The sequence below is a fragment of the Noviherbaspirillum malthae genome, assembly GCF_015352985.1.
GTDB lineage: Bacteria > Pseudomonadota > Gammaproteobacteria > Burkholderiales > Burkholderiaceae_D > Noviherbaspirillum > Noviherbaspirillum malthae.
Window position 1 is genome coordinate 35015 of sequence record NZ_JACYXF010000039.1, and the last position, 20636, is coordinate 55650.

Consider the following 20636-nt stretch of genomic DNA (forward strand, 5'->3'; position numbering starts at 1 on the left):
ACAAGCCGGCATGGCGGCCGGCTTGAGATGGTTCGTGCTGCTGGTTTCCGGCTCGCTTATTTTGATTCCGCCAGGCTGCGCAGATTCAGCGACTTCACCTTGCCGCCCTCGACCGTGCCGACATACGTATTGGCCAGCATGCCGCCGACTTCATTGACGCCGTCCAGGTCGTTCGGGTTGTACTCCTTCGGCAGCTGCTTGACCGCCTTGTCCATCTGGGCACGGATCGCGACAGGATCGGTGACCGAGTTGGCCAGCTTCATCGCAATCGCGGTCGCATGCACGGCCGAGTAGTTGAGTGAAACTTCCGAGCTCGGGTCGCGGTTGTCATGCGACTTGCGATAGCGCTCCACGAACGACTTCGCATCGCCGCGGGAATCCTCGACCAGCGGCAGCACGCCGATCGCACCCTCCAGCGGCTGGTAGCCGCCGATCACCTTCGCCATTTCGTCCATCTTGGCCTGGTCGATGATGATGAAGCCGCCCTTGAAGCCGAGTTCGCGCGCCTGCTTGGCGACCAGCGCCGTCGGTTCCGATGCGCCGCCGATGAACAGCACGTCCGGCTTGGCCTGCATCACGCGCGAGACGCCGCTGTAGAAGTCGGTCGCCTTGTTGTAGGACATCGGATTCTCGGCAACGATCTTGCCGCCTGCCGCTTCCCATGCCGGCTTGAAGGCTGCGGTCCATGCCTTCGCATAGTCATGGTCGGCATTGGCGATGGCGGCATTCTTGCCGTATTTGCTCATCGCATGCTTGACGAAGGGATCGACATAGCCGGTGAATTCCGGTGGAATGCGCACGGTCATCTTGTTGCCGCGTGCTGTCACCTGCGGCAGGCTGGTATAGGCCAGCAGCAGGACATTGGATTTTTCATTGAAAGCCTGCACCGCGAAGATACCGCCGGAGTGCGGCACCAAGACAGCAGGTGTCTTGTGCTGCTGGATCAGGCGCTGCACGTTGATGCCGGTCTGGCTCGGGTTGTACTGGTCGTCGAGCGAGACGATTTCAAGCTTGTATTTCTTGCCGCCGATTTCGAGTCCCTTGGCGTTGATTTCATTGACGGCCATCTCCATGCCGGACAGCACGTTCTTGCCGTAGAGCGCGGCGCCGCCGCTCAGCGGACCGGAGTAGCCGATCTTGACCACTTCCTGCGCCAGCGCGGCACCGGCCATGGTCAGGCCCAGCGTGAGGGCAGCTGCGGCTGTAGCGATGCGGGTGAACTTGAATCCAGACTGCTTGATCATTCCTGTCTCCTTGTGGATAGTCATGCCGGGTAGGTTTTCCGGTTACTGCATGCGTTAAATGCGCCAAATGCCGGGTGGATCAGGCGCCGATATAGGCCTTGCGCACCTGCTCGTTATTCAACAATTCATCCTGCGAGCCCTCCATCACGATGTGACCGTTCTCGATCACATACGCGCGGCTGGCGATCTTCAGTGCCGCAAAGGCGTTCTGCTCCGCCAGCAGCACCGTGGTGCCGCTGCGGTTGATCTTCTGGATCACCTCGAAGACCTGCTTGACCACCAGCGGCGCAAGGCCCAGCGAAGGCTCGTCCAGCAGCAGCGCCTTCGGGCGGCCCATCAGTGCGCGGCCGATGGCCACCATCTGCTGCTGTCCGCCCGACAGCGAGCCGGCATTGGCCTCGCGCTTCTCATGCAGGATGGGGAACAGCTCGAACACCTCGTCCAGCGTCTTCTGCACGCCGGCCTTGTCCTTGCGGTGCACATAGGCGCCCAGCATCAGGTTCTTCAGCACCGACATGCCGGGAAAGAGCTTGCGTCCCTCGGGGCAATGCACCACGCCGTCATGCACGATCTGCGACGGCTGCATGCCCACCAGTTCCCTGCTGCCGAACTTGATGCTGCCGCTTGCCGCCTTGTTCAGGCCGCTCACAGTGAGGAAGATGGAGCTCTTGCCGGCACCGTTCGCGCCCAGCAGCACCACCAGCTCGCCTTCCTTCGCATGGATGTTGACGTTGTCCAGCGCGCGGAAGCTGCCGTAGTTGACCGATACGTTTTCAAGCCGCAGCATGTTCACTCCCGAGATAAGCTTCGATGACGACCGGATTCGAGCGGATCTCAGCCGGCGTGCCTTCGGCAATTTTTTCGCCGTAGCTCAGCACCATGATCTTGTCCGCGAGGTTCATGATCATGTTCATCTTGTGTTCGATCAGGCAGACCGTCAGGCCGCTCTTCACCATCTTGCGAATCAGTTCCGCCAGGCCGACGGTTTCTTCCGGATTGACGCCGCCGGCCGGCTCGTCCAGCAGCACCAGCTTGGGTTCGGTAGACAGTGCCAGCGCAAACGCGACGCGCTTGCGCTCTTCCTGCGAAATGTCGGCCGCGATGCGGTTCGCCACATGCGAGAGGCCGACGAAGTCGAGTGCCTCGCGCGCCTTCTCGCGGCACTTGGCTTCCTCCTCCTTCAGACGGCGCGTGCCGAGCAGCACGTCCATCAGCCCCGAACGTGTGCGCAGCCGGTGGCCGACGATCAGGTTGTCGAGCACTGTGGCACGGTCGAACAGGCTGGTCGCCTGGAAGGTGCGCGACACGCCGAGCTGCGCCACCTGGTCGGCGCGCATGCCGGTCACGTCCTGGCCGTCGAAAATAATGCGGCCCGAAGTCGGCTTGATCGCGCCGCTGATCAGGTTGAAAAACGTGGTCTTGCCGGCACCGTTCGGTCCGATGATGGCGTTGATCTTGCCCTTCTCTATCGTGGTCGATACTTCGCGCACCGCATGCAGGCCGCCGAAACGCTTGTTGAGTCCTTCAATCTGCAGCATGGATCATCCTTCCTGTTTTGCGGTTGCCATCACTGTCGGGCGCTTGACCGGCGCAGCCGCGCTTGCCTTGCGCGACGCATTGCGTGCCTTCCAGGCGAGATAGGTGCCGACGATGCCGTTGGGCAGGAAGATCACCAGCGCAACAAGGATCGGACCGAAGACGATGAAGCGGTAGTCCTGAAGGAATTGCAGATACTGGGTCAGCCAGGGCATGGAGATCGAACCGAGCAGCGGTCCGAACAGGGTACCGATGCCGCCCACCAGCATGAACATGGTCATGTCGAAGGTATGCTCGACGCCGGCCAAGCCCGGACCGAGGAAGCGAACCGACCCGGCATACAAACCGCCTGCGAAGCCAGCATAGAAAACCGACAGCACGAAAGCCAGCACCTTGTTGCGCATCAGGTTGATGCCTAGCGCCTCGGCGAGGTCATCGCTGTTGCGGATCGCCATGAAGGTGCGGCCGAGCAGCGAGGTCACGATGCGATGCATCACCCATACGCTCAGTACCAGGAAGAACAGCACCAGATAATACTGTGCGCGCGGTGTTTCGAAGTCGATGCCGAAGATCGATTCCGGCGCGGGAATGCCGATGATGCCCACCGTGCCGTGGGTCAGGCTTTCCCACTTCTCGATCAGCAGATACATGATGTAGCCGACGCAGAGCGTGAAGATCGAGAAGAAGTGCCCTTTCAGGCGCAGGGAAATGATGCCCACCACCACCCCGATGCCGGCCGACACGAAACCCGACAGCGCGAACGCCAACCAGAACGAGACCTTGTGGTCGACCGTGAGAATGCCGACGGTATAGGCGCCGATCGCCATGAAGCCGGCGTGCGCCAGATTGAACTGGCCGGTATAGCCGGTGATCAGGTTCAGGCCGATGGTGGCGATTGCGTAGATATATGCAAGCGACATCACGGTCAGCAGGTAATCATTGGATGCCACCAGCGGAAAGACCAGGCCGAGGATCAGCAGCAGGGTCCACCCAAGTTTGCCTTCGAGATAGTTCATGCTTACCGCACTCCTTTCGTGAACAGGCCTTCCGGACGAACCGAGAGGATGGCGACCAGGAGCACGAAGGCGATGATGTCCTTGTAGTCGGTCGAGATGTAGAAGGCGCCGAAGGCTTCGGCGAAGCCGATGATGAGGCCGCCGACGATCGCTCCCGGCACGCTGCCCATGCCGCCGAGCACGATGATCACGAATGCTTTCGTAATCACCAGATTACCCATGGCCGGATACACCAGGTTGATCGGCGCATAGAGTGCGGCAGCGACTGCAGCCAGCGCGCCGGAAATGGCGAAGGTCATCATGGCCACGCGGTTCGGATCGATGCCGACCAGCGCAGCGCCGTCACGGTTCTGAGCCATTGCGATGATGGTCGCGCCGGTTGTGGTCTTCTTCAGGAAGAGATGCAGCGCCACCATGAGGCCGAACGCGGCGACGATGATCAGCAAGCGCTGCTGCGGCATCACCAGTCCGCCGAAATTCATGATGCCGCTATAAGGCGTCTGCATGCGATGGAAATCCGCGCCCCACAGCGCCTGTGCGCCAGACTCGAGAAACAGCAGGATGCCGATGGCCGCGATCATGTGATGCAGGCCGGGAGAATTTCGCAGCGGATGAAACACGAGGCGTTCCGCGACAACGGCCAAGAGAGCCACCACGACAGCGGCGCCTGCCATGGCGACCCAGTAATTGATGCCGAACTTGCTCATCAACATGAAGGCGGCATAGGCGCCGGCCATGTAGAAGGCGCCATGTGCAAAATTGGGTACGTGAAGAATGCCGTAGACGAGAGTGAGGCCCAAAGCAACCAGGCTGTAGACACCCCCAAGCGTCAGTCCGTTAAGGACCTGTTGAAGTATGAGTTCCAAATTGTCGTCTCCAAAAGAGTTGCCATGCAGCCGGGAAACCGAAGGCATCGAACGGACTTTTTGTCCGCTTTCTAGTTGTACGAAAGCTACCGAAAGCGAACGGTCGTGTCAATAAATTTGGAATGATGTTTTGCACAGCAAAACAAAATCATAATAGCTTGCAAGTTTCTGACGGAGAGATGCGGATTTGGCGAGGCTGGGCCCGTTTCACATCAAGTTTTACGGAATGAGGAACAGCGGTACAGCTCAGAGGGAAATAAGAGAATGCCCGGGGTGCAGTTCTGCCGCCCGGGCAAGTGAAAAATGGTAAGGAGAACGGTAAAGGCTTAGCCCAGCGCAGATTCCACAAAATGCAGACGGTCCTGTCCCCAGTACATGTCGTTGCCGACGAAGAAGGTCGGTGCGCCGAACACGCCGCGTTCGACGGCTTCGTCGGTGTTGCGCTTCAAGGCATCCTTCACCGCCTGATCGTTGATCATTTCCTGGAAGCGCATTGGGTCGATACCGTTTTCGGTCAGCAGCGCGACAACTTCATTGACATCGTTGAGATTGCGCGGCTGCCCGAACATCGCATGAAACACGGCTGCGAGATAACGCCGGAACTCCGCCTCGCCGGCCATCTGCATGCCGACCGCGCCTCGCATCAACTGCAAGGTATTGATGGGGAAATGCGGATTCTGGTTGAACACCACGCCGAAGTGATCGGCCCAGCGCTGCAGGTCGGTGAGAAGATGCTGCCCCTTCAGCGGTACCGCCATCGGACTCTGATTTTCTGCTGCCTTGAGCACCGCACCCAGCAGCATGGGCTTCCAGACGATTTCCGCACCCTTGGCCTGCGCGATCTTCGGCAGCTGGTGATAGGCGAGATAGCTGTAGGGACTGCCGACGTCGAAGAAAAACTCCACTTTCCTGCTCATGACAACCTCCGGAAGGGAAGAATGCAAAGATAAGCCGCAGCCAGCCGTTTGAAGAGCGTCACCAGCGTTCCGACCAGGGCCGCAAATCGAGCTCATGGGTCCAGGCATCGCGCGGCTGGGTATGGAGATGCCAGTAATTGTCGGCGATATGCGCCGGATTGAGGATGCCGTCCTGATCTTTCAATGCATAGCGCTCGGGGAAATTGTCGCGGATGAACTCGGTATCGATGGCGCCGTCGATCACGACATGGGCGACGTGAATATTTTTCGGTCCGAGTTCACGCGCCATGCTCTGCGCCAGTGCCCGCAGCGCATGCTTGGCGCCGGCAAATGCAGCGAAGTTGGCTGATCCGCGCAGGGCGGCGGTAGCGCCCGTATAGATGATCGTGCCGCGTTCCCGGGTCACCATGCGGCGCGCCACTTCGCGTCCTACCAGAAAGCCGCTGAAGCAGGCCATTTCCCAGATCTTGAAATACTTGCGCGCCGTTTCCTCAAGAATGCTGCATGGCACGTTGGCGCCGATATTGAACACCATGACTTCGATAGGCCCGATGTCGCGCTCGATGTCGTCGATCAGCTTGACGACCTCCTCCTCCTTGCGCGCATCCGAGGCAAAGCCGTAAGCCTGGCAGCCTTCGCTGCGAATCTCGTCGATCAATGGCTGCAGCTTGTCGGCGCTGCGGCGGGTTGCACAGACAACCAAGCCCTCCTTTGCGAAGCGCTTTGCAATGGCGCCGCCTGTGGCGTCCCCTGCTCCCACTATCAGTGCCGCACCTGTACGAGTTGCAGATGTGGCAGGCGTCGTCTGCTGCATGGCATGTCTCCGATTGGATAACGGCAGTTATGGTAACGAACGTTATGTTATGATCAGCCGCACTGTCAAGCCCGTCTCAACATCCTGCCGACTGCATCAAGATGAGATATCCGCCCGGACACAAGGAAGAAAAGCGCAAGGAACTGCTCAAGGCCGGCGGCGCGCTGGTCAAGGAGCGCGGCTTCGCCGCATCCGGCGTCGATGCACTGACCGAAGCCGCCGGCGTGACCAGCGGCGCCTTCTACAGCCATTTCGCTTCAAAGAACGACTTGCTCAAGGCGCTGGTTGAAAGCGAACTGCGGGCCAGCAACGAGATGTGGGCCGCCAATCCGCACGAGACCGCCGCAGAGTGGATCGGCTACGAGCTCGATCGCTATCTCTGCATGAGCCATGTGCGGCATCCTGAAGCGGGCTGCGTGCTGCCGACGCTAGGGGCCGAAATCGCACGCGCCGACGGCGAGGTCAAGGAAGCCTATGCAAGGGAGCTGGCAAAGGGCATCGACATCCTGGCGCAGCGCCTGGGCGACAAGGATCGTGCATGGGCATTTCTCTGCCAGATGGTCGGGGCGATACTGCTGGCGAGAACCATGCCTGACCAGAAGTCCCAACGCGCCCTCATCGAGTCGAGCAAACGATTCCTGCAGGAGGCCGTCGGCGGACTGAACAATGCGGCAAGCATGCAAAAGCCCGCCAGTGCAAAGTCCAAGCGCAAGAACCCGGTGCCGCGACAATGAGATCGGGCTCCCTTGCGCAAGACGCGCCGGCGCCGGCCAATGCAGCGCTGCTGCGCAACGTCTTCGCCCTCGCCGCGCCGACGACGTTCGTGGCGATACTTCAAGTCATCGCCCAGCTGGTGGAAACCTGGCTTGCGGCGCGCCAGGGCACGGCAGCCCTCGCCGGATGGGCCGTGATCCTGCCGTTCGCGCTGCTGATGCAGCAGATGTCCACCGGCGCGATGGGCGGCGGCGTGGTGTCTGCCATCGCAAGAGCGCTTGGCGCGTCACGCACCGACGAAGCCTCTTCGCTGGTGATGCATGCATTGATGATTGCCCTGACGGCCGGTCTCGCCTTCACCCTCGGGCTTTGCCTGTTCGGCCGGCCGATGCTGGAAGCGATTGCCGGCCCGGCGGCTGCCGAAGCTGCGCATCTTTACGTGCTGCTCCTCTTCGGACTGGGCGCCGTGCCGTCCTGGCTCGCCAACACTCTGGCTTCGGTGCTGCGCGGCGGCGGACGCCATGCGCTCGCCGCACGCACGCTGACGCTCACCTGGATCGTATTCCCTCCGCTGGCTTGGCTGCTGTGCGAACCGGCCGGCATGGGGTTGGCCGGCATCGGCGCCGCCTTCGCGCTGGTATTCATCGCAGCCGCCCTGTCGATGGCCATTGTCGTTACGCGCGGCGGCGCCGGATTCATGCCGATCTTCAGGCAAAGGCTGACAGCCACGCTCTTCAAGCGCATTCTTGCCATCGGCGCTACCGCCTGCGCGCTCGCGGCCATCGCCAATCTGACGACGATCCTCGTCACGCGCCAGCTGCGGGAATACGGCACCGCCGCGGTCGCCGCCTACGGCATTTCCGCGCGTCTGGAATTTCTGATCATTCCGCTGGCATTCGGCGTGGGCTCCGCCTTGACGGCGCTGGTCGGCAAGGCGGCGGGAGGCAATGACTGGCCGACCGCGCGACGCCTCGCCTGGCTGGGCGGGATTGTGACCTTTGCCGCGACCGCCTTGCTGGGACTTTTGGTCGCTTCTAACTCCGGCCGCTTCGCGGCATTCTTTACGCAAGATGTGCAGGTGTCCGCCATTGCTTCGATCGCCCTGAGTTTCATCGGACCAGCCTTTGGCGGCCTCGGCTTGGGCATGGCGCTGTATTTCGCTTCGATGGGTGCCGGCCGCATGAAATGGCCCGTCATTGCGGCTCTCTCACGAATCGTGCTGGCGGTCGGCGGCGGCTGGCTGTTCGCCGATGTCGCCGGCATGGGCATGAGCGGGCATTTCCTTGGTGTGGCGCTCGGGCTGGTGGCCTACGGACTCTGCGGCGCCATCGGGGTACGGCGCGCCGTCTGGTCGGCGCGCTAGGTCAAGACCGGTGATGGACTCGAATGCGTTCTTGCATTCTCGCCCTTAAAGCTGCTCGTGCAGCACATCCAGCAAAGCTTGGCGCAGACGCTGCACCGCCTGGCTCTCCGCCTTTGGCGACTGCTTGATCCACAGGCCGATGCTGGGCAGCGGCGGCAGCGCCAACGCACTGCCCAGATCGACCAAGCCGCGCGGCATCGATACACCGGTTCTCACCGTGATGCCCATGCCCGCCTCCGCTGCCGCCCATAACCCGCCCAGGCTCGGGCTGCTCGCCACCATGCGCCACTTGATCCGCGCCGCATCCAGCGCCTGCAAGGCAGCCTGGGTGAACGCGCAGGGCTGCTCCAGCAACAGCAGCGGCAGCGGCTGTTCCGGCCTCCATGACAGATCCGGCTGTCCGATCCAGACCATGCCGACATCGGCGATGCGTTCGCTGCCCGGTCCACCGTCGTGCGTGAACAGCAGCGCGATGTCGATTTCGCCGCGCTCGACCTGGGCCGAGAGCACCGCGTTGCGATCCATGCGGATTTCCACTGCCACATTGCCATGGGAACGGGAAAAGCGCGCCAGCGTGGCCGGCAGCCAGGTATTCTCGAAATCGACCGACATGCCGAAGCGCACTTCACCGTCCACGGCAATGCCGCGCACCGCGCCGACGGCCTCCTCATTGAGTTCGAGCATCCGTTTCGCATAGTCGTACAGGGTCTTGCCTGCCGCGGTCAGCGCGAGCGAGCGCCCCTGCCTCTCGAACAGGGCAATATTCAGCTGCTCTTCCAGCTTCTTCATCTGCAGGCTGACCGCCGACTGCGACCTGCCGATCTTTTCCGCTGCACGGGCAAAGCTGCCGACGTCGATGCCGGCTGCAAATGTTTTCAGCACATCCAGTTCGAGTAATGGCAGGCCCATATATGAGTTCGGCTAAAGTGATTCAACAGTTATTTCAATTTTACAAATGTATTTTAGCGCCATATATTGCAGGTGTCGACATGAAACCTAGCCACTGCAGCGCTTGCTTGAATCAACTTTCAAAAGGAGAACCGCCATGCCGCTCGTCCGTATTTCCCTTGCTCAAGGCAAATCCGCCGCCGTAAAAAACCATATCTCGGAAGCCATCCACCACGCACTGGTCAATACCTTCAACGTGCCTGCAGACGACGTTTTTCACGTCATCAGCGAACACCCTGCGGAGGACTTCATCTGCACTCCCGAGTATCTCGGCATCCGCCATACCGCCGACGCCGTCTTCATCCAGATCACCTGCAATGAGGGCCGCAGCCTGGAAATGAAACAGACCTTGTACCGGCATATCGCGGATGGCATCACAGGGCGCACCGGTATACCTCGATCCGACGTCATCATCAACCTGCTGGAGACGAAAAAGGAAAACTGGTCGTTCGGCAACGGCATTGCACAGTACGCACTCCCCGGAGCCAACGTACCCGGACAATCACCCGCTCTGGCGCCGCAATAAGCCGGGCTTCTTAAACACCTGATCTGGAGAATTTTCATGAGCACAACCTATTGCGACATCGACTATTACGAAGACATCACGTCTTCATTGTCCTTCAATGAAAAGCGTTCAGTCGCCGCCGCACTCGCCTTCTCCCTGGCTTTTTCGGGCGGTCTTGCCTGCCTTGCAGTGGAAATGCTTTTGCGTCTGCAGGCATGACGGACTTGTTCGGACACCGGCGCTGCCGGCGAAACGGCTCAGTCCCCGGGACGCGCATGCAGGACGCGGTCGATCAATCCGAAATGCACCGCAGCATCGGCGGACATGTAATTGTCGCGGTCCGAGGCCAGTCGTATGCTTTCCATCGCTTGCCCGGTTCGTTCGGAAAGCATGCCGTTCAGCCGTTCGCGGAGATACAGGACTTCCCTGGCCTGTATCTCGATATCCGCGGCGGTGCCCTGCGAGCCGCCCGAGGGCTGATGAATCATGATGCGTGAATTCGGCAGCGAAAAACGCTTGCCCTTGGCACCGGCGGCGAGCAGATGCGCGCCCATGCTCGCCGCGAAGCCGGTGCACAAGGTCGAGACATCGGGCCTGATGAACTGCATGGTGTCGTCTATCGCCAGGCCGGCATAGACGGACCCGCCGGGAGAGTTGATATACAGGGAGATATCCTTTTCCGGGTTTTCCGATTCAAGGAACAGCAGCTGGGCGATGACGATATTGGCCGCCTGCTCGGTCACCGGCCCGACGAGAAAAATGATGCGTTCCTTCAGCAGCCGGGAATAGATGTCGAAGGCACGCTCGCCTCTGCCGGTCTGTTCAATGACAGTCGGAATCAGGCCGATCGATTGTTGGGGAAACTGCGGTGATTGCATGAAAAAGTCCTTTGCAGAAATCGAAATGCACGAAGGGGAAACGATTCAAGGTTTCATCAATGCATGACGCTTGTAAGGACGCAGTCATGACAACAATATTTTTTATCGCCGATGTCACGTTTCCGTTCCCCTGCGCGTCAAGGAGATATCGGAGCAGTTCTGCCTGAGGCAGGGACAGAAGATTTGCAATATGCTGCTCTGCATGCCGACTCTTTCGACGCATTTCCGGAGCACTCAATGAAAAACAATATGACCGAGACGGACGACCGGAAGCTGCAGGTCTTTCTGGCATTTCGCCAGCGCCTGCTGGGCCACGCCGGCCGCATACTCCGCGACCGCGCCGAAGCGGAAGACGTAGTACAGGACACCTTCCTGCGCTGGCAGGACCAGCATGGTTCAGACCTGCAGACGCCGGAGGCATGGCTGACCACGGTCGCCACGCGTCTTGCCATCGATCGTCTGAGAAAAAGTGAACGTCATGCAATCTCGCTGCTGACGCTGGCAGGACCCGACGATAGCGACATACCTGCTGGCGGATCCGGCGCGCAAGGCGATGCTGCCCTGCTGTCCGAACTGACCGACGGCTTCCGGCTGCTCTTCGGCGTATTGTCGGAAGATGAAAGAAAGATACTGGTGCTGCGGGAAGGATTCGAATTCGACTTCGATGAAATTGCCGCCCTGACCGGGAAAAGCGTGGCGAACTGCCGTCAGATCGCCAGCCGAGCCAGGCAGCGCCTGGAAAACCAGGGCCGCGGCATTCGCCTGCCGGCGGCGGATGGAAGGGAGTTGGCCAGACAGTGCGTCCGTGCTTTCCAGGGCGGCGACTGCCGCGCCCTGATGCGGCTCCTGTGCCTGCCGGCGGCAATCGGACCGGGCGCGGACATGCGTACCTCGCAAGGAGGAACGGCGGCATCCTCTTTCGCCGCGTGCCTGCTGGTGCATATGCTGGCCCGAGCGGCTTGCAGGGCATGGATGGGCAAAGCCATCGTGCAAGATAGGTACTTTGCCGGCGAAGCAGATCCCGTCAATCTGCAGCCGCTGGAAGCGCAGGTGCATTGGCAGCCTGCGTGAAGGATGCTCGCGCAGCTTACTCCCCGGCCTGATCCGGAATCCGCTTCAGGTCCTCCATCCATACCGATGCTTCCGAATCGCTCGGCGCGCGCCAGTCGCCCCGCGGCGACAGCGATCCGCCGGAACCGACCTTCGGTCCGTTCGGCATGCAGGTGCGCTTGAACTGGCTCAGCTTGAAGAAGCGGTACAGGAAGATGCCGAGATTCTGCTTGATGGCGGCAAGGTCATACTCGTTGCGCGCAACATGCGGGCCCTCGGGCCAGTTTCCGGCTTCCTTGTCGCCCCATGCCGACAGCGAGAGAAATGCCACCTTCGAGGGCGAGAAGCCGAAGCGCAGCGTGTAATACATATTGAAGTCCTGCAGCTCATACGGCCCGATCACGCTCTCGGTCTTCTGCTCCGGACGGTTCTTCGATTTTCCCGGCACGAGCTCGGGGCTGATTTCAGTGTCGAGAACATGGTGCAGCACATCCGAACCTGATTCTCCGATCTGGCCAGTCTCGGCCACCCAGCGCACGAGATGGGAGATCAAGGTCTTTGGCACGCTGGCATTGACGTTGTAATGCGACATCTGGTCGCCCACGCCATAGGTACACCAGCCCAGCGCGAGTTCGCTCAGGTCGCCGGTGCCGATCACGATGCCGTTATGGAAGTTCGCGATGCGGAACAGGTGGCTGGTGCGTTCGCCGGCTTGCACGTTCTCGAATGTCACGTCGTAGTCTTCCTGCCCTTCCGCATACGGGTGGCCGATATCCTTGAGCATCTGCAGGCAGCTGGGACGGATGTCGACTTCGCTGGCCGAGCAGCCGACGACTTCCATCAGTTCGCGCGCCTGTTTCAATGTACGGTCGCTGGTGGCGAAGCCCGGCATTGTAATGCCGAGAATATTAGTGCGCGGCAGGCCCAGCCTGTCCATCGCCTTGGCGCAAACCAGCAGCGCATGGGTGGAATCGAGCCCGCCCGATACGCCGATGACGACTTTCTTGATGCCCGCTGCCGACAGGCGCTGCACCAGCGCCTGCACCTGGATGTTGTAGACCTCGGAGCAGCGTTCGTCCCGCCGCTTCTGGTCCGCCGGCACATACGGGAAGCGTTCGACGATGCGTTCCAGCGGCAGTATCCGGTCTAGCGGCAGATCGACCGAGTAAGTCACCGTGCTGAACCTGCTCACCTCGTCGCGGTGCCGGCGCGCCGAATCGCCGAAGGTGGTAGCGCGCATGCGTTCGCGCGAAAGGCGCTCGAGGTCGACGTCGGCATGGATCAGGTGCGGGTCGTCCGAGAAGCGCTCCGACTCGGCCAGCAGCGCGCCGTTTTCATAGATCAGCGCCTGTCCGTCCCAGGCCATGTCGGTCGACGATTCACCCTTGCCTGCCGAGCTGTACAGATAGGCGGAGAGGCAGCGCGCCGACTGCTGCGAAACCAGCTGATGGCGATAGCCCGACTTGCCCACGACGATGTTGGACGCCGACAGATTGATCAGCACCGTTGCGCCCGCCAGCGTGGCGAACGAGGATGGCGGGATCGGCACCCAGAGGTCTTCGCAGATCTCGACATGAAAGCGCAACAGGGGAAGATTTGCGGCGGCGAACAATGTCGTCGGGCTGAAAGGAACGTCCTGCCCGAGCAGCTCGATCCGCTCCGATGTTGCGGAGTCGGCGGCATTGAATTGCCGCGCCTCGTAGAACTCCCCGTAATTCGGGAGATAGCTTTTTGGCACCACGCCGAGGATGCGGCCGTTGGCAACCACGACCGCGCAATTGAACAGCAGATGATCGACCCGCATCGGCATGCCGACCACCATCGCAAGCGGAAGCTTTCTGGACTCGTCGACGATGGAAGCCAGCGCTGTGATGCAGGCCTCCAGCAATGCGGACTGGTGAAACAGGTCGTCGCAGGTATAGGCGGACAAGCCCAGTTCCGGAAACACAACCAGCGCAGCGCCTGCCTCGGCAGCCTTTCGCGCAAGCTCGAGAGTGCGTTCGGCATTGTAGGCGGGGTCAGCGACCTTGCAGACGGGAACGCCAACCGCGACGCGGGCGAAGCCATGGGAATAGAGATTGAGGAAACGGTTGCTCATCTGGTTTTTTCGAATTCGACAATGAGGGAATGGATGTTTGCGAACAGCGACGATGAATCAAACTATAGCCTTGTGGCGCTGAGACCGGCCTTGAAGTGTCATACGGTTTGAACATTCACTGTTCTTGACTCTTTGGCATGTTTCAGTGCGGACAAGTTCACCGTGCATCGTCTTGCAACTTTCGCTACTTTAACATCTGGGACTATTCGCGCCAGATCAATACCGGCCTGAACGAAAACGTAGAAAGACAACAGCGATCATACGGCCTCAGGCTTAACTTTCTTGTATTGCGGAAGCATGCAGGCCCGCGCATAATTGCCTGGTGCATGCATGCGGCAACAATTAGCTTGCACACAATCTTTCTTCGATGAATCTATCACCGCGTACATACAGGCATCCCCGTAATGCCTCCGCATAGCGCGAAAACTATTGCGGCACGGCGACTTCAGCATGATCAGGACTCTTGACAATCCCCTTTACTATCTCGACAACTTCCATCGCGTGGTGGAATGGATAGGCCGGCATTACCGAGGCTTGATGAACGCAAGTGAAAGCGCCTTCATTGCAGCGTTCCACGATCTGCCGCAGCCGTCGCAGGCCCTGCTGGTGCGAATGATCATGCGCAGGGGCGATCTCTTCCGCCTTTCCAAGTTGCACTACGAAGAGATCGGCTGCACCCGCACAGCGGTGGCACCTCTGATCGAACAGGGATGGGTAGGCGCCGATCCGCCATTGTCTATCGACGGCCTGTTTGCCCTGCTGACCAAACCCGAGCTGGCCGGCGTATTCAAGCTCGAGGCCAGCGCCCGCAAGGCCGATCAGCTGGAGGCGCTGCGCGAACTGCATCCCGGCGAGCGTCCGCTCGGGGAATGGTGTCCGCAGTTCGACGACTGCCTGTACCGTCTGCTGATCGGGGAAATGTGCGACCGCTTCCGCTTGATGTTCTTCGGCAATTTGCGGCAGGACTGGACCGAATTCGTGCTCGCCGATCTCGGCATCTTCAAATATGAACAGGTGCCTCTGACCTCGGCATCGCTGGCATTTCGCACGCGCGAGGATGTCGATCATTACCTGCAATTGCATCGATGCCGGCAACGCTTTTATGAAGGCGAACCGGTGTTGGACATCCTGCCGGAGGTGCCGGCGCAACCGTTCGAAAATGCATGGCTTGAAGGACGCCGTGCCAAGCTGCTGTTCGGCATCGGCCAGCAATGCGAAAAGAGCGGCATGCTGGACGAGGCGCTGGAGATTTATGCCCGATGCACTTATGCCGGCGCGCGTATCCGCGCAATTCGGGTCATGGAGCGCTGCGAGCAATTCGAGGCCGCGCATGCACTTGCGCTCAAGGCTGCCGAGAACCCGGAAGACGATGCGGAACATCAGCAGCTCGAACGCATTCTTCCACGCCTCAAACGCAAGCTTGGACTGTCGGCGAAAATCGTGCGAACGAAGGCCACGCCGGTCGAGAGCATTGCCCTCACTCTTCCGCAGCCGCAGACCGAGATGCATGTCGAGCATGTGGTGCGCACCCACCTGAGCTCGGATGCGGCGCCGGCCTACTATGTCGAGAACACGCTGATCAATTCCCTGTTCGGACTGCTGTGCTGGCAGGCGATCTTTCATCCCGTGCCGGGCGCCTTCTTCCATCCGTTTCACAGCGGGCCGTCGGATCTGACGGCACCCGATTTTCACCGCCGCCGCCAACCCCAGTTCGAACAATGCCTGGCGCAGCTCGACAGCGGCGAATACCGGCAGACGATACTCGTCAACCTGAATGCCAAGGCTTATATCCAGTCGCCTTTCGTCGCTTGGGGCGCGGTCTCGCCGGCATTGGTGGAGCAGGCGCTGGACTGCATTCCGCCCGCGCATTTGAAGAAATGGTTCCGGCGCATCCTTGCCGATATCCGCTCCAACCGCAACGGCTTTCCCGACCTGATCCAGTTCTGGCCGCAGGACAAGCGCTATCGCATGATCGAGGTGAAAGGCCCGGGCGACCGGCTGCAGGATAACCAGGTGCGCTGGCTGGAATTCTGCGCCCAGCACGACATGCCGGTCACCGTCTGTTATGTGCAATGGCAGGAGGCCAGCTGTTGAAGTACGCGGTCGCAGTGCGCGCCATGACCGAGTTCACCGCCAAGCGCGGCGATCTCGACCTGCGTTTCACGCCGGCGCCCACAGCGCAGGAAGGCATCGCGGGTCACGCCATCGTGGCGAGCCGCCGCCCCGCCGGCTACGAAAGCGAAATTACGCTCAGTGCGGAGTACAAGCACTTGCTGGTTCGGGGTCGGGCGGACGGCTATGATCCGGCGCTCAATCGTCTGGAAGAAGTGAAGACGTACCGCGGCGATCTGGATCGCATGCCTGCAAACCACCGTTCCCTGCACTGGGCGCAGCTGAAGATCTACGGATGGCTGCTGTGCCGCGAGCGAGGCCTGCAGGAAGTGAATCTGGCGCTGGTCTATTTCGACATCGGCAGCCAGAAGGAAACCTTGCTTGCCGAACTGCATGCTGCTTCAGATCTGCAGGCCTTCTTCGAACAGCAGTGCGAATGCTTCCTGGCTTGGTCGCAGCAGGAACTGGAGCATCGTGCAGGGCGCGATGCGGCGCTGACTGACCTGAGTTTTCCGCATGCATCCTTCCGCCCGGGTCAACGCCAGCTCGCGGAAGCGGTGTATCGGGCGGCTTCCGGCGGCCTGTGCCTGATGGCGCAAGCGCCCACCGGGATCGGAAAAACGGTGGGCACGCTCTTTCCAATGCTGAAGGCCTGTCCCGGCCAGAAGCTCGACAAGATTTTCTACCTGTCCGCAAAAACATCCGGGCGCGGCCTTGCACTCGACGCGCTTGCCTGCATCGGCGAGTCGGATTCTTCTCTGCCCTTGCGCGTCCTGGAACTGACCGCGCGCGACAAGGCATGCGAGCATCCCGACAAAGCCTGTCATGGCGAATCCTGCCCGCTGGCGCAAGGGTTTTACGATCGTTTGCCGGCGGCGCGGCAAGCTGCGGTCGAAGTGAAGTTCCTCGACAAGAACAGGGTGCGCGAAGTCGCAGCGGCACACGAGGTCTGTCCGTATTATCTGGCGCAGGACCTTGCACGCTGGGCAGATGTGGTCGTGGGCGACTACAACTATTATTTCGACGCGTCTGCCATGCTGCATGGCATGACGCTCGCCAATCAATGGCAGGTCGGCGTACTCGTGGATGAAGCGCATAACCTGGTCGACCGCGCCCGCAAGATGTACAGTGCCGAACTTGACCAGGCGGCGCTGCGGCAACTGCGGAGAACCGCGCCAGCGATATTGCAGAAATCTCTCGACCGGCTCAACAGGCAATGGAACGCGCTGCACAAAGAGCAGACCCTGCCTTATCAGGTTCATGCTGAGGTGCCCGAGAAGTTCTCGACCTCGCTGCAGCAGGCCATCACCGAAATCACGGAATATTTCATTGAACATCCTGTAGCCGTCGATCATGCGCTGCAGCGGTTCTACTTCGATGCGCTGCATTTCTCACGCCTGCTTGAGGCGTTCGGCAAGCACTCCCTGTTCGATATCTCCAAGACATCGCATGCCGACGGCTACGCAGGCAATGCCGTGCTATGCCTGCGCAACATCATTCCGGCGCCCTTTCTCGAGTCTCGCTTTGCCGCAAGCCGCTCCACAATCCTGTTTTCCGCCACGCTGAGCCCGTGGTACTTCTATAGCGACACGCTCGGGCTGCCTGCATCCACGGTATGCGTCGACGTGGATTCTCCTTTTTCCGCCGAACAGCTGTCGGTGCAGATCGTCAGCCGCATCTCGACGCGCTACCAGCATCGGGACCGGTCGATCGAACCTATCGCCAACTTGTTGGCGGAACGGTATGCCGCCCACCCCGGCAACTATCTCGCATTTTTCAGCAGCTTTGACTACATGCAGAAGGTGGCCGACCTGATCAGGGAGCGGCATCCCGGCATTCCGTCATGGGCGCAGGAGCGGCAGATGCAGGAAAACGAAAAGGAAGCCTTTCTTGCGCGGTTCGCGCCCGGAGGAAAAGGCATAGGCTTCGCCGTGCTTGGCGGCGCCTTTGGCGAGGGCGTGGATCTTCCCGGAGATCGGCTGGTTGGCGCCTTCATCGCCACGCTCGGCCTGCCGCAATACAACCCTGTGAATGAACAGATCCGCGAGCGCATGGATGCAGTATTCGGTGCGGGCTCGGGTTATGACTACGCCTATCTTTATCCAGGCATGCAGAAGGTGGTGCAGGCTGCAGGCCGCGTGATCCGGACGCAAACCGATCGAGGCGTCGTGTTCCTGATCGACGACCGCTTCGCGCGCGGCGAGGTGCGAGAACTGCTGCCCGCATGGTGGAAGGTCGAGATGGAGCATGGCAGAGCCATGCGCACTGCCGTCCGTGCCGCCGCTCCTTTGGAAACCTGAGCTTATTGGACAGGTACCGGCAGATTCGCCGGCACCGGTACGGCGGTCACGCTGTTTTGAGGACTGCCCTCGATCACCCTGTCGGAATAAACCAGGTAAATCAGTGTATTGCGCTTCTGATCGACCATGCGCACGACACGTACGCGCTTGAAGAGGATCGATGCCCTTTCTGAAAACACTTCCTCCTGACGCGGTACCTTGCCATTGAAACGTACTTCGCCGACTTGCCGGCAGGCGACCGATGCTTCGGATTTGTCTTCCGCAACGCCGATGGCACCCTTGATGCCCCCGGTACGCGCGCGTGACATGTAACAGCTCACGCCTGATACCTTGGGATCGTCGAATACATCGACAACGATCTTGTGATTGGGGCCGATGAATTTGAATACCGTATCGACTTCGCCGATCTGCTCCGCAAATACGGGAGTCAACGTGCCGAGGAGCAATGGAAGAATAGCGAGCAAGCGCATGATTTTCCTTATGATGATGACATGTAGGAACATGCTACGCCAATTTCGCTCGCGAACGCTTGACGCGGTTCACCTGTCTATCGGCAGAACGGCCGCGATCGGCAACGATTTCCTCTGGATGCCTACGTCAATGCTTTTCTCAAGGAACCATGTCTCTTCACCCCAAACTTCAAGTTTTCCTGGACCTCGACGGTGTGTTTGCCGATTTCGACGCTCGCGTCAAGCATCTCACCAGCAAGCATCCCAGTCAGCTCGATCGATCGCGGCTCTGGAAAATGATCAACTCCGACAAGCGCTTCTTCGCCAAACTGGAACTTATCGAAGGATGCATGGCATTGTGGGAGGCGACGCGCGACCTTGAACCTGTCTTCCTCACCGGCGCCCCTTCCAACAAAACCTTTCAGCAGCAAAAAAAGGAATGGGTGGCGCGCATTTTCGGACCCGAATTCACGGTCCATGTCGTGCCGAAAAAACTCAAGCAGGACTACAGCGGACCCCACAAGGTCCTGATTGACGACACGCCTGAGAATATCGAACAGTGGATCGCAAGAGGTGGGCATGGGATTCTCCACAAGGGAGACCATGCATCAACGATCAAAGCTCTGCAGGAATTGATCTCAATTTATGAGAACGAGAAATAACGGCTATCGCTGCTGATAGCTGCCGGGGAGTAGCCGCCTGAAAAGCAGGCGGAGCAAGGCCTGTTCCAATCCATAGCTTTGCGTCGTGCAAGGAAACGCCTTCCCTCACGCTTACGGAGAGAAGGCGAAGAATGATTCGCAAAGGTCTGACTCGATCGATAGATCAGTGCGCACGTTTATCGGATGCGCGGGCCTGATCGCTGACCATGCTTGCCTCATAGGCTTGCATCTGTATGCCCAGTTGCGCCAAGTCCATGCCGGACTGCTGCACCTCGGGGAAAAGCTTCTGCTCCTCGCTCTGGACATGCTGCATGATGGCATCACGAAGCTGCACCATCATCTGGTCGTACTGCGCGCTCCCGACCTGCATGCTTTTGAGCTGGTCGATTAGTTGTTTAGCTTCCTGGTGTTCCTGTTCGGAATGATCAATAAGAGAAGCGTCGATCTGATGAACCGCAGGATAGAAGACCGTTTCTTCCAGGCTCGTATGCATTTCAAGCAGTTCCAGAATCCGAGGGCCGGCTTCTTGCTTGACCTTCATGTCTTGCGTCGTCGTATAACGCTCGAACAACTGCTTCACGAATGCGTGGTCCGCTTTCAAAGCTTCCAATGGTTGATCAACGGGAAATCCTGATTGGCTGCGATGCTCATTGGGGTCGATATCCATTCAATGCTCCTTATGTCATCTTTGGCTAGAGGTAGAAGTGTAGAAAACCGCGAGCCGATAACAAGGTACTGTCGGAAACAATATGGACTTTTATGACGCCTGAGTCGGCATGGAAGAACGCGCCATGATATGCGGTACGTTTTTGATCAGGTATGGAAGGGAATTGTGTAATGTGCCCTGGACGGCAATAATCTGTGCCACGCAGTACATCGTCCGGCATCAAGAACAGGAGCTTGGCCGGAATCTTGGATCACCCGCCGCGGCCTGCTACGGATCACGCGATGGCACACTTGTCCGAGCACGCGCCGGGCATGCACTGCGCATGTGCTGCAATTCCGTCCGCGCAAAGCAAACAGCCCTGCGTCCGGATGGAGGCAGGGCTGATGCGGTAGAACTAGCCTGACGATTACCTACTTTCACACTGGTTGCAGCACTATCATCGGCGCGATGTCGTTTCACGGTCCTGTTCGGGATGGGAAGGGGTGGGACCAACTCGC

General features: G+C 59.8%; 20 protein-coding genes and 1 rRNA gene. 8 read left to right on the plus strand and 13 right to left on the minus strand.

Features of this window, described 5'->3' with window-relative positions; translation table 11 throughout:
• Nucleotides 1–56: 56 nt before the first annotated feature.
• From IGW03_RS26320 to IGW03_RS26350, 7 genes are all read right to left on the minus strand, one after another.
• Entirely contained in the window at nt 57–1244 is a 1188-nt protein-coding gene (locus tag IGW03_RS26320) for an ABC transporter substrate-binding protein (protein ID WP_194725504.1), read from the minus strand.
• Nucleotides 1245–1323: 79 nt separating this feature from the next.
• Nucleotides 1324–2031 (minus strand): ABC transporter ATP-binding protein, encoded by a 708-nt coding sequence (locus IGW03_RS26325; RefSeq protein ID WP_194725505.1) that lies wholly within the window; start codon nt 2029–2031, stop codon nt 1324–1326.
• The gene (locus tag IGW03_RS26330; protein ID WP_194725506.1) at nt 2018–2782 is read right to left on the minus strand and encodes an ABC transporter ATP-binding protein; all 765 of its coding nucleotides are present in this window, start codon (nt 2780–2782) and stop codon (nt 2018–2020) included. Before IGW03_RS26330 ends, IGW03_RS26325 begins: the two co-directional genes overlap by 14 nt.
• Before the next feature lie 3 nt (nt 2783–2785).
• Complete coding sequence (locus IGW03_RS26335; protein WP_194725507.1) at nt 2786–3796, minus strand: branched-chain amino acid ABC transporter permease; 1011 nt, start codon at nt 3794–3796, stop codon at nt 2786–2788.
• A 2-nt stretch (nt 3797–3798) separates the two neighbouring features.
• A complete protein-coding gene (locus tag IGW03_RS26340) occupies nt 3799–4662 on the minus strand; it encodes a branched-chain amino acid ABC transporter permease (RefSeq protein ID WP_194725508.1) in 864 nt (287 codons plus the stop codon).
• Between the two features lie 326 nt (nt 4663–4988).
• Nucleotides 4989–5579 carry a 2-hydroxychromene-2-carboxylate isomerase gene (locus IGW03_RS26345; protein ID WP_194725509.1) on the minus strand — a complete coding sequence of 197 codons (591 nt, stop codon included), beginning with the start codon at nt 5577–5579 and terminating at the stop codon, nt 4989–4991.
• A 58-nt stretch (nt 5580–5637) separates the two neighbouring features.
• Nucleotides 5638–6393 (minus strand): SDR family oxidoreductase, encoded by a 756-nt coding sequence (locus IGW03_RS26350; protein ID WP_194725510.1) that lies wholly within the window; start codon nt 6391–6393, stop codon nt 5638–5640.
• 101 nt (nt 6394–6494) lie between these two features.
• On the opposite strand from IGW03_RS26350, the gene IGW03_RS26355 reads away from it, so the two are divergent.
• Both IGW03_RS26355 and IGW03_RS26360 read left to right on the plus strand, forming a co-directional pair.
• Nucleotides 6495–7127, plus strand: a complete 633-nt coding sequence (locus IGW03_RS26355) for a TetR/AcrR family transcriptional regulator (protein WP_194725511.1) — start codon at nt 6495–6497, stop codon at nt 7125–7127.
• On the plus strand, nt 7124–8470 hold the full coding sequence (locus tag IGW03_RS26360; RefSeq protein ID WP_194725512.1) for an MATE family efflux transporter: 1347 nt from the start codon (nt 7124–7126) through the stop codon (nt 8468–8470). Before IGW03_RS26355 ends, IGW03_RS26360 begins: the two co-directional genes overlap by 4 nt.
• Before the next feature lie 45 nt (nt 8471–8515).
• On the opposite strand, the gene IGW03_RS26365 is transcribed toward IGW03_RS26360, so the two are convergent.
• Nucleotides 8516–9379: a LysR family transcriptional regulator gene (locus IGW03_RS26365; RefSeq protein ID WP_194725513.1), complete on the minus strand. Its 864-nt coding sequence runs from the start codon at nt 9377–9379 to the stop codon at nt 8516–8518.
• 136 nt (nt 9380–9515) lie between these two features.
• Between IGW03_RS26365 and IGW03_RS26370 the strand changes: the two genes are divergently transcribed.
• The gene (locus tag IGW03_RS26370) at nt 9516–9944 is read left to right on the plus strand and encodes a tautomerase family protein (RefSeq protein ID WP_194725514.1); all 429 of its coding nucleotides are present in this window, start codon (nt 9516–9518) and stop codon (nt 9942–9944) included.
• 36 nt (nt 9945–9980) lie between these two features.
• A complete protein-coding gene (locus IGW03_RS26375) occupies nt 9981–10142 on the plus strand; it encodes a hypothetical protein (protein ID WP_194725515.1) in 162 nt (53 codons plus the stop codon).
• 38 nt (nt 10143–10180) lie between these two features.
• Here IGW03_RS26375 and clpP read toward each other — a convergent pair whose 3' ends face one another.
• A complete protein-coding gene (gene clpP, locus IGW03_RS26380; protein ID WP_194725516.1) occupies nt 10181–10801 on the minus strand; it encodes an ATP-dependent Clp endopeptidase proteolytic subunit ClpP in 621 nt (206 codons plus the stop codon).
• 237 nt (nt 10802–11038) lie between these two features.
• Here clpP and IGW03_RS26385 point away from each other — a divergent pair, with 237 nt between their 5' ends.
• A complete protein-coding gene (locus IGW03_RS26385; RefSeq protein ID WP_194725517.1) occupies nt 11039–11872 on the plus strand; it encodes a sigma-70 family RNA polymerase sigma factor in 834 nt (277 codons plus the stop codon).
• Between the two features lie 16 nt (nt 11873–11888).
• Here IGW03_RS26385 and IGW03_RS26390 read toward each other — a convergent pair whose 3' ends face one another.
• Nucleotides 11889–13949 (minus strand): NAD(+) synthase, encoded by a 2061-nt coding sequence (locus tag IGW03_RS26390; protein WP_194725518.1) that lies wholly within the window; start codon nt 13947–13949, stop codon nt 11889–11891.
• A 450-nt stretch (nt 13950–14399) separates the two neighbouring features.
• On the opposite strand from IGW03_RS26390, the gene IGW03_RS26395 reads away from it, so the two are divergent.
• Together IGW03_RS26395 and IGW03_RS26400 are read left to right on the plus strand one after the other, a co-directional pair.
• A complete protein-coding gene (locus IGW03_RS26395; protein WP_194725519.1) occupies nt 14400–16043 on the plus strand; it encodes a VRR-NUC domain-containing protein in 1644 nt (547 codons plus the stop codon).
• Between the two features lie 23 nt (nt 16044–16066).
• Entirely contained in the window at nt 16067–18361 is a 2295-nt protein-coding gene (locus tag IGW03_RS26400) for an ATP-dependent DNA helicase (protein ID WP_228536106.1), read from the plus strand.
• A 2-nt stretch (nt 18362–18363) separates the two neighbouring features.
• Here the strand turns inward: IGW03_RS26400 and IGW03_RS26405 are convergent, their stop codons facing one another.
• The gene (locus tag IGW03_RS26405) at nt 18364–18831 is read right to left on the minus strand and encodes a CreA family protein (protein ID WP_194725521.1); all 468 of its coding nucleotides are present in this window, start codon (nt 18829–18831) and stop codon (nt 18364–18366) included.
• A gap of 149 nt (nt 18832–18980) precedes the next feature.
• Between IGW03_RS26405 and IGW03_RS26410 the strand changes: the two genes are divergently transcribed.
• Nucleotides 18981–19472, plus strand: coding sequence for a 5' nucleotidase, NT5C type (locus IGW03_RS26410; protein WP_194725522.1), 492 nt, complete (start codon nt 18981–18983; stop codon nt 19470–19472).
• A 163-nt stretch (nt 19473–19635) separates the two neighbouring features.
• Here the strand turns inward: IGW03_RS26410 and IGW03_RS26415 are convergent, their stop codons facing one another.
• Nucleotides 19636–20139 (minus strand): hemerythrin domain-containing protein, encoded by a 504-nt coding sequence (locus IGW03_RS26415; RefSeq protein WP_194725523.1) that lies wholly within the window; start codon nt 20137–20139, stop codon nt 19636–19638.
• A 397-nt stretch (nt 20140–20536) separates the two neighbouring features.
• Nucleotides 20537–20636: ribosomal RNA gene (gene rrf / locus IGW03_RS39305) — 5S ribosomal RNA — on the minus strand; the annotation flags it as partial.

Coding starts and splice junctions, on each gene's coding strand:
- IGW03_RS26320 (WP_194725504.1), bottom strand. CDS start 1,244: ATGATCAAGCAGTCTGGATTCAAGTTCACCCGCATCGCTACAGCCGCA.
- IGW03_RS26325 (WP_194725505.1), bottom strand. CDS start 2,031: ATGCTGCGGCTTGAAAACGTATCGGTCAACTACGGCAGCTTCCGCGCG.
- IGW03_RS26330 (WP_194725506.1), bottom strand. CDS start 2,782: ATGCTGCAGATTGAAGGACTCAACAAGCGTTTCGGCGGCCTGCATGCG.
- IGW03_RS26335 (WP_194725507.1), bottom strand. CDS start 3,796: ATGAACTATCTCGAAGGCAAACTTGGGTGGACCCTGCTGCTGATCCTC.
- IGW03_RS26345 (WP_194725509.1), bottom strand. CDS start 5,579: ATGAGCAGGAAAGTGGAGTTTTTCTTCGACGTCGGCAGTCCCTACAGC.
- IGW03_RS26350 (WP_194725510.1), bottom strand. CDS start 6,393: ATGCAGCAGACGACGCCTGCCACATCTGCAACTCGTACAGGTGCGGCA.
- IGW03_RS26355 (WP_194725511.1), top strand. CDS start 6,495: ATGAGATATCCGCCCGGACACAAGGAAGAAAAGCGCAAGGAACTGCTC.
- IGW03_RS26360 (WP_194725512.1), top strand. CDS start 7,124: ATGAGATCGGGCTCCCTTGCGCAAGACGCGCCGGCGCCGGCCAATGCA.
- IGW03_RS26365 (WP_194725513.1), bottom strand. CDS start 9,379: ATGGGCCTGCCATTACTCGAACTGGATGTGCTGAAAACATTTGCAGCC.
- IGW03_RS26370 (WP_194725514.1), top strand. CDS start 9,516: ATGCCGCTCGTCCGTATTTCCCTTGCTCAAGGCAAATCCGCCGCCGTA.
- IGW03_RS26375 (WP_194725515.1), top strand. CDS start 9,981: ATGAGCACAACCTATTGCGACATCGACTATTACGAAGACATCACGTCT.
- clpP (WP_194725516.1), bottom strand. CDS start 10,801: ATGCAATCACCGCAGTTTCCCCAACAATCGATCGGCCTGATTCCGACT.
- IGW03_RS26385 (WP_194725517.1), top strand. CDS start 11,039: ATGAAAAACAATATGACCGAGACGGACGACCGGAAGCTGCAGGTCTTT.
- IGW03_RS26390 (WP_194725518.1), bottom strand. CDS start 13,949: ATGAGCAACCGTTTCCTCAATCTCTATTCCCATGGCTTCGCCCGCGTC.
- IGW03_RS26395 (WP_194725519.1), top strand. CDS start 14,400: ATGATCAGGACTCTTGACAATCCCCTTTACTATCTCGACAACTTCCAT.
- IGW03_RS26400 (WP_228536106.1), top strand. CDS start 16,067: ATGACCGAGTTCACCGCCAAGCGCGGCGATCTCGACCTGCGTTTCACG.
- IGW03_RS26405 (WP_194725521.1), bottom strand. CDS start 18,831: ATGCGCTTGCTCGCTATTCTTCCATTGCTCCTCGGCACGTTGACTCCC.
- IGW03_RS26410 (WP_194725522.1), top strand. CDS start 18,981: ATGTCTCTTCACCCCAAACTTCAAGTTTTCCTGGACCTCGACGGTGTG.
- IGW03_RS26415 (WP_194725523.1), bottom strand. CDS start 20,139: ATGGATATCGACCCCAATGAGCATCGCAGCCAATCAGGATTTCCCGTT.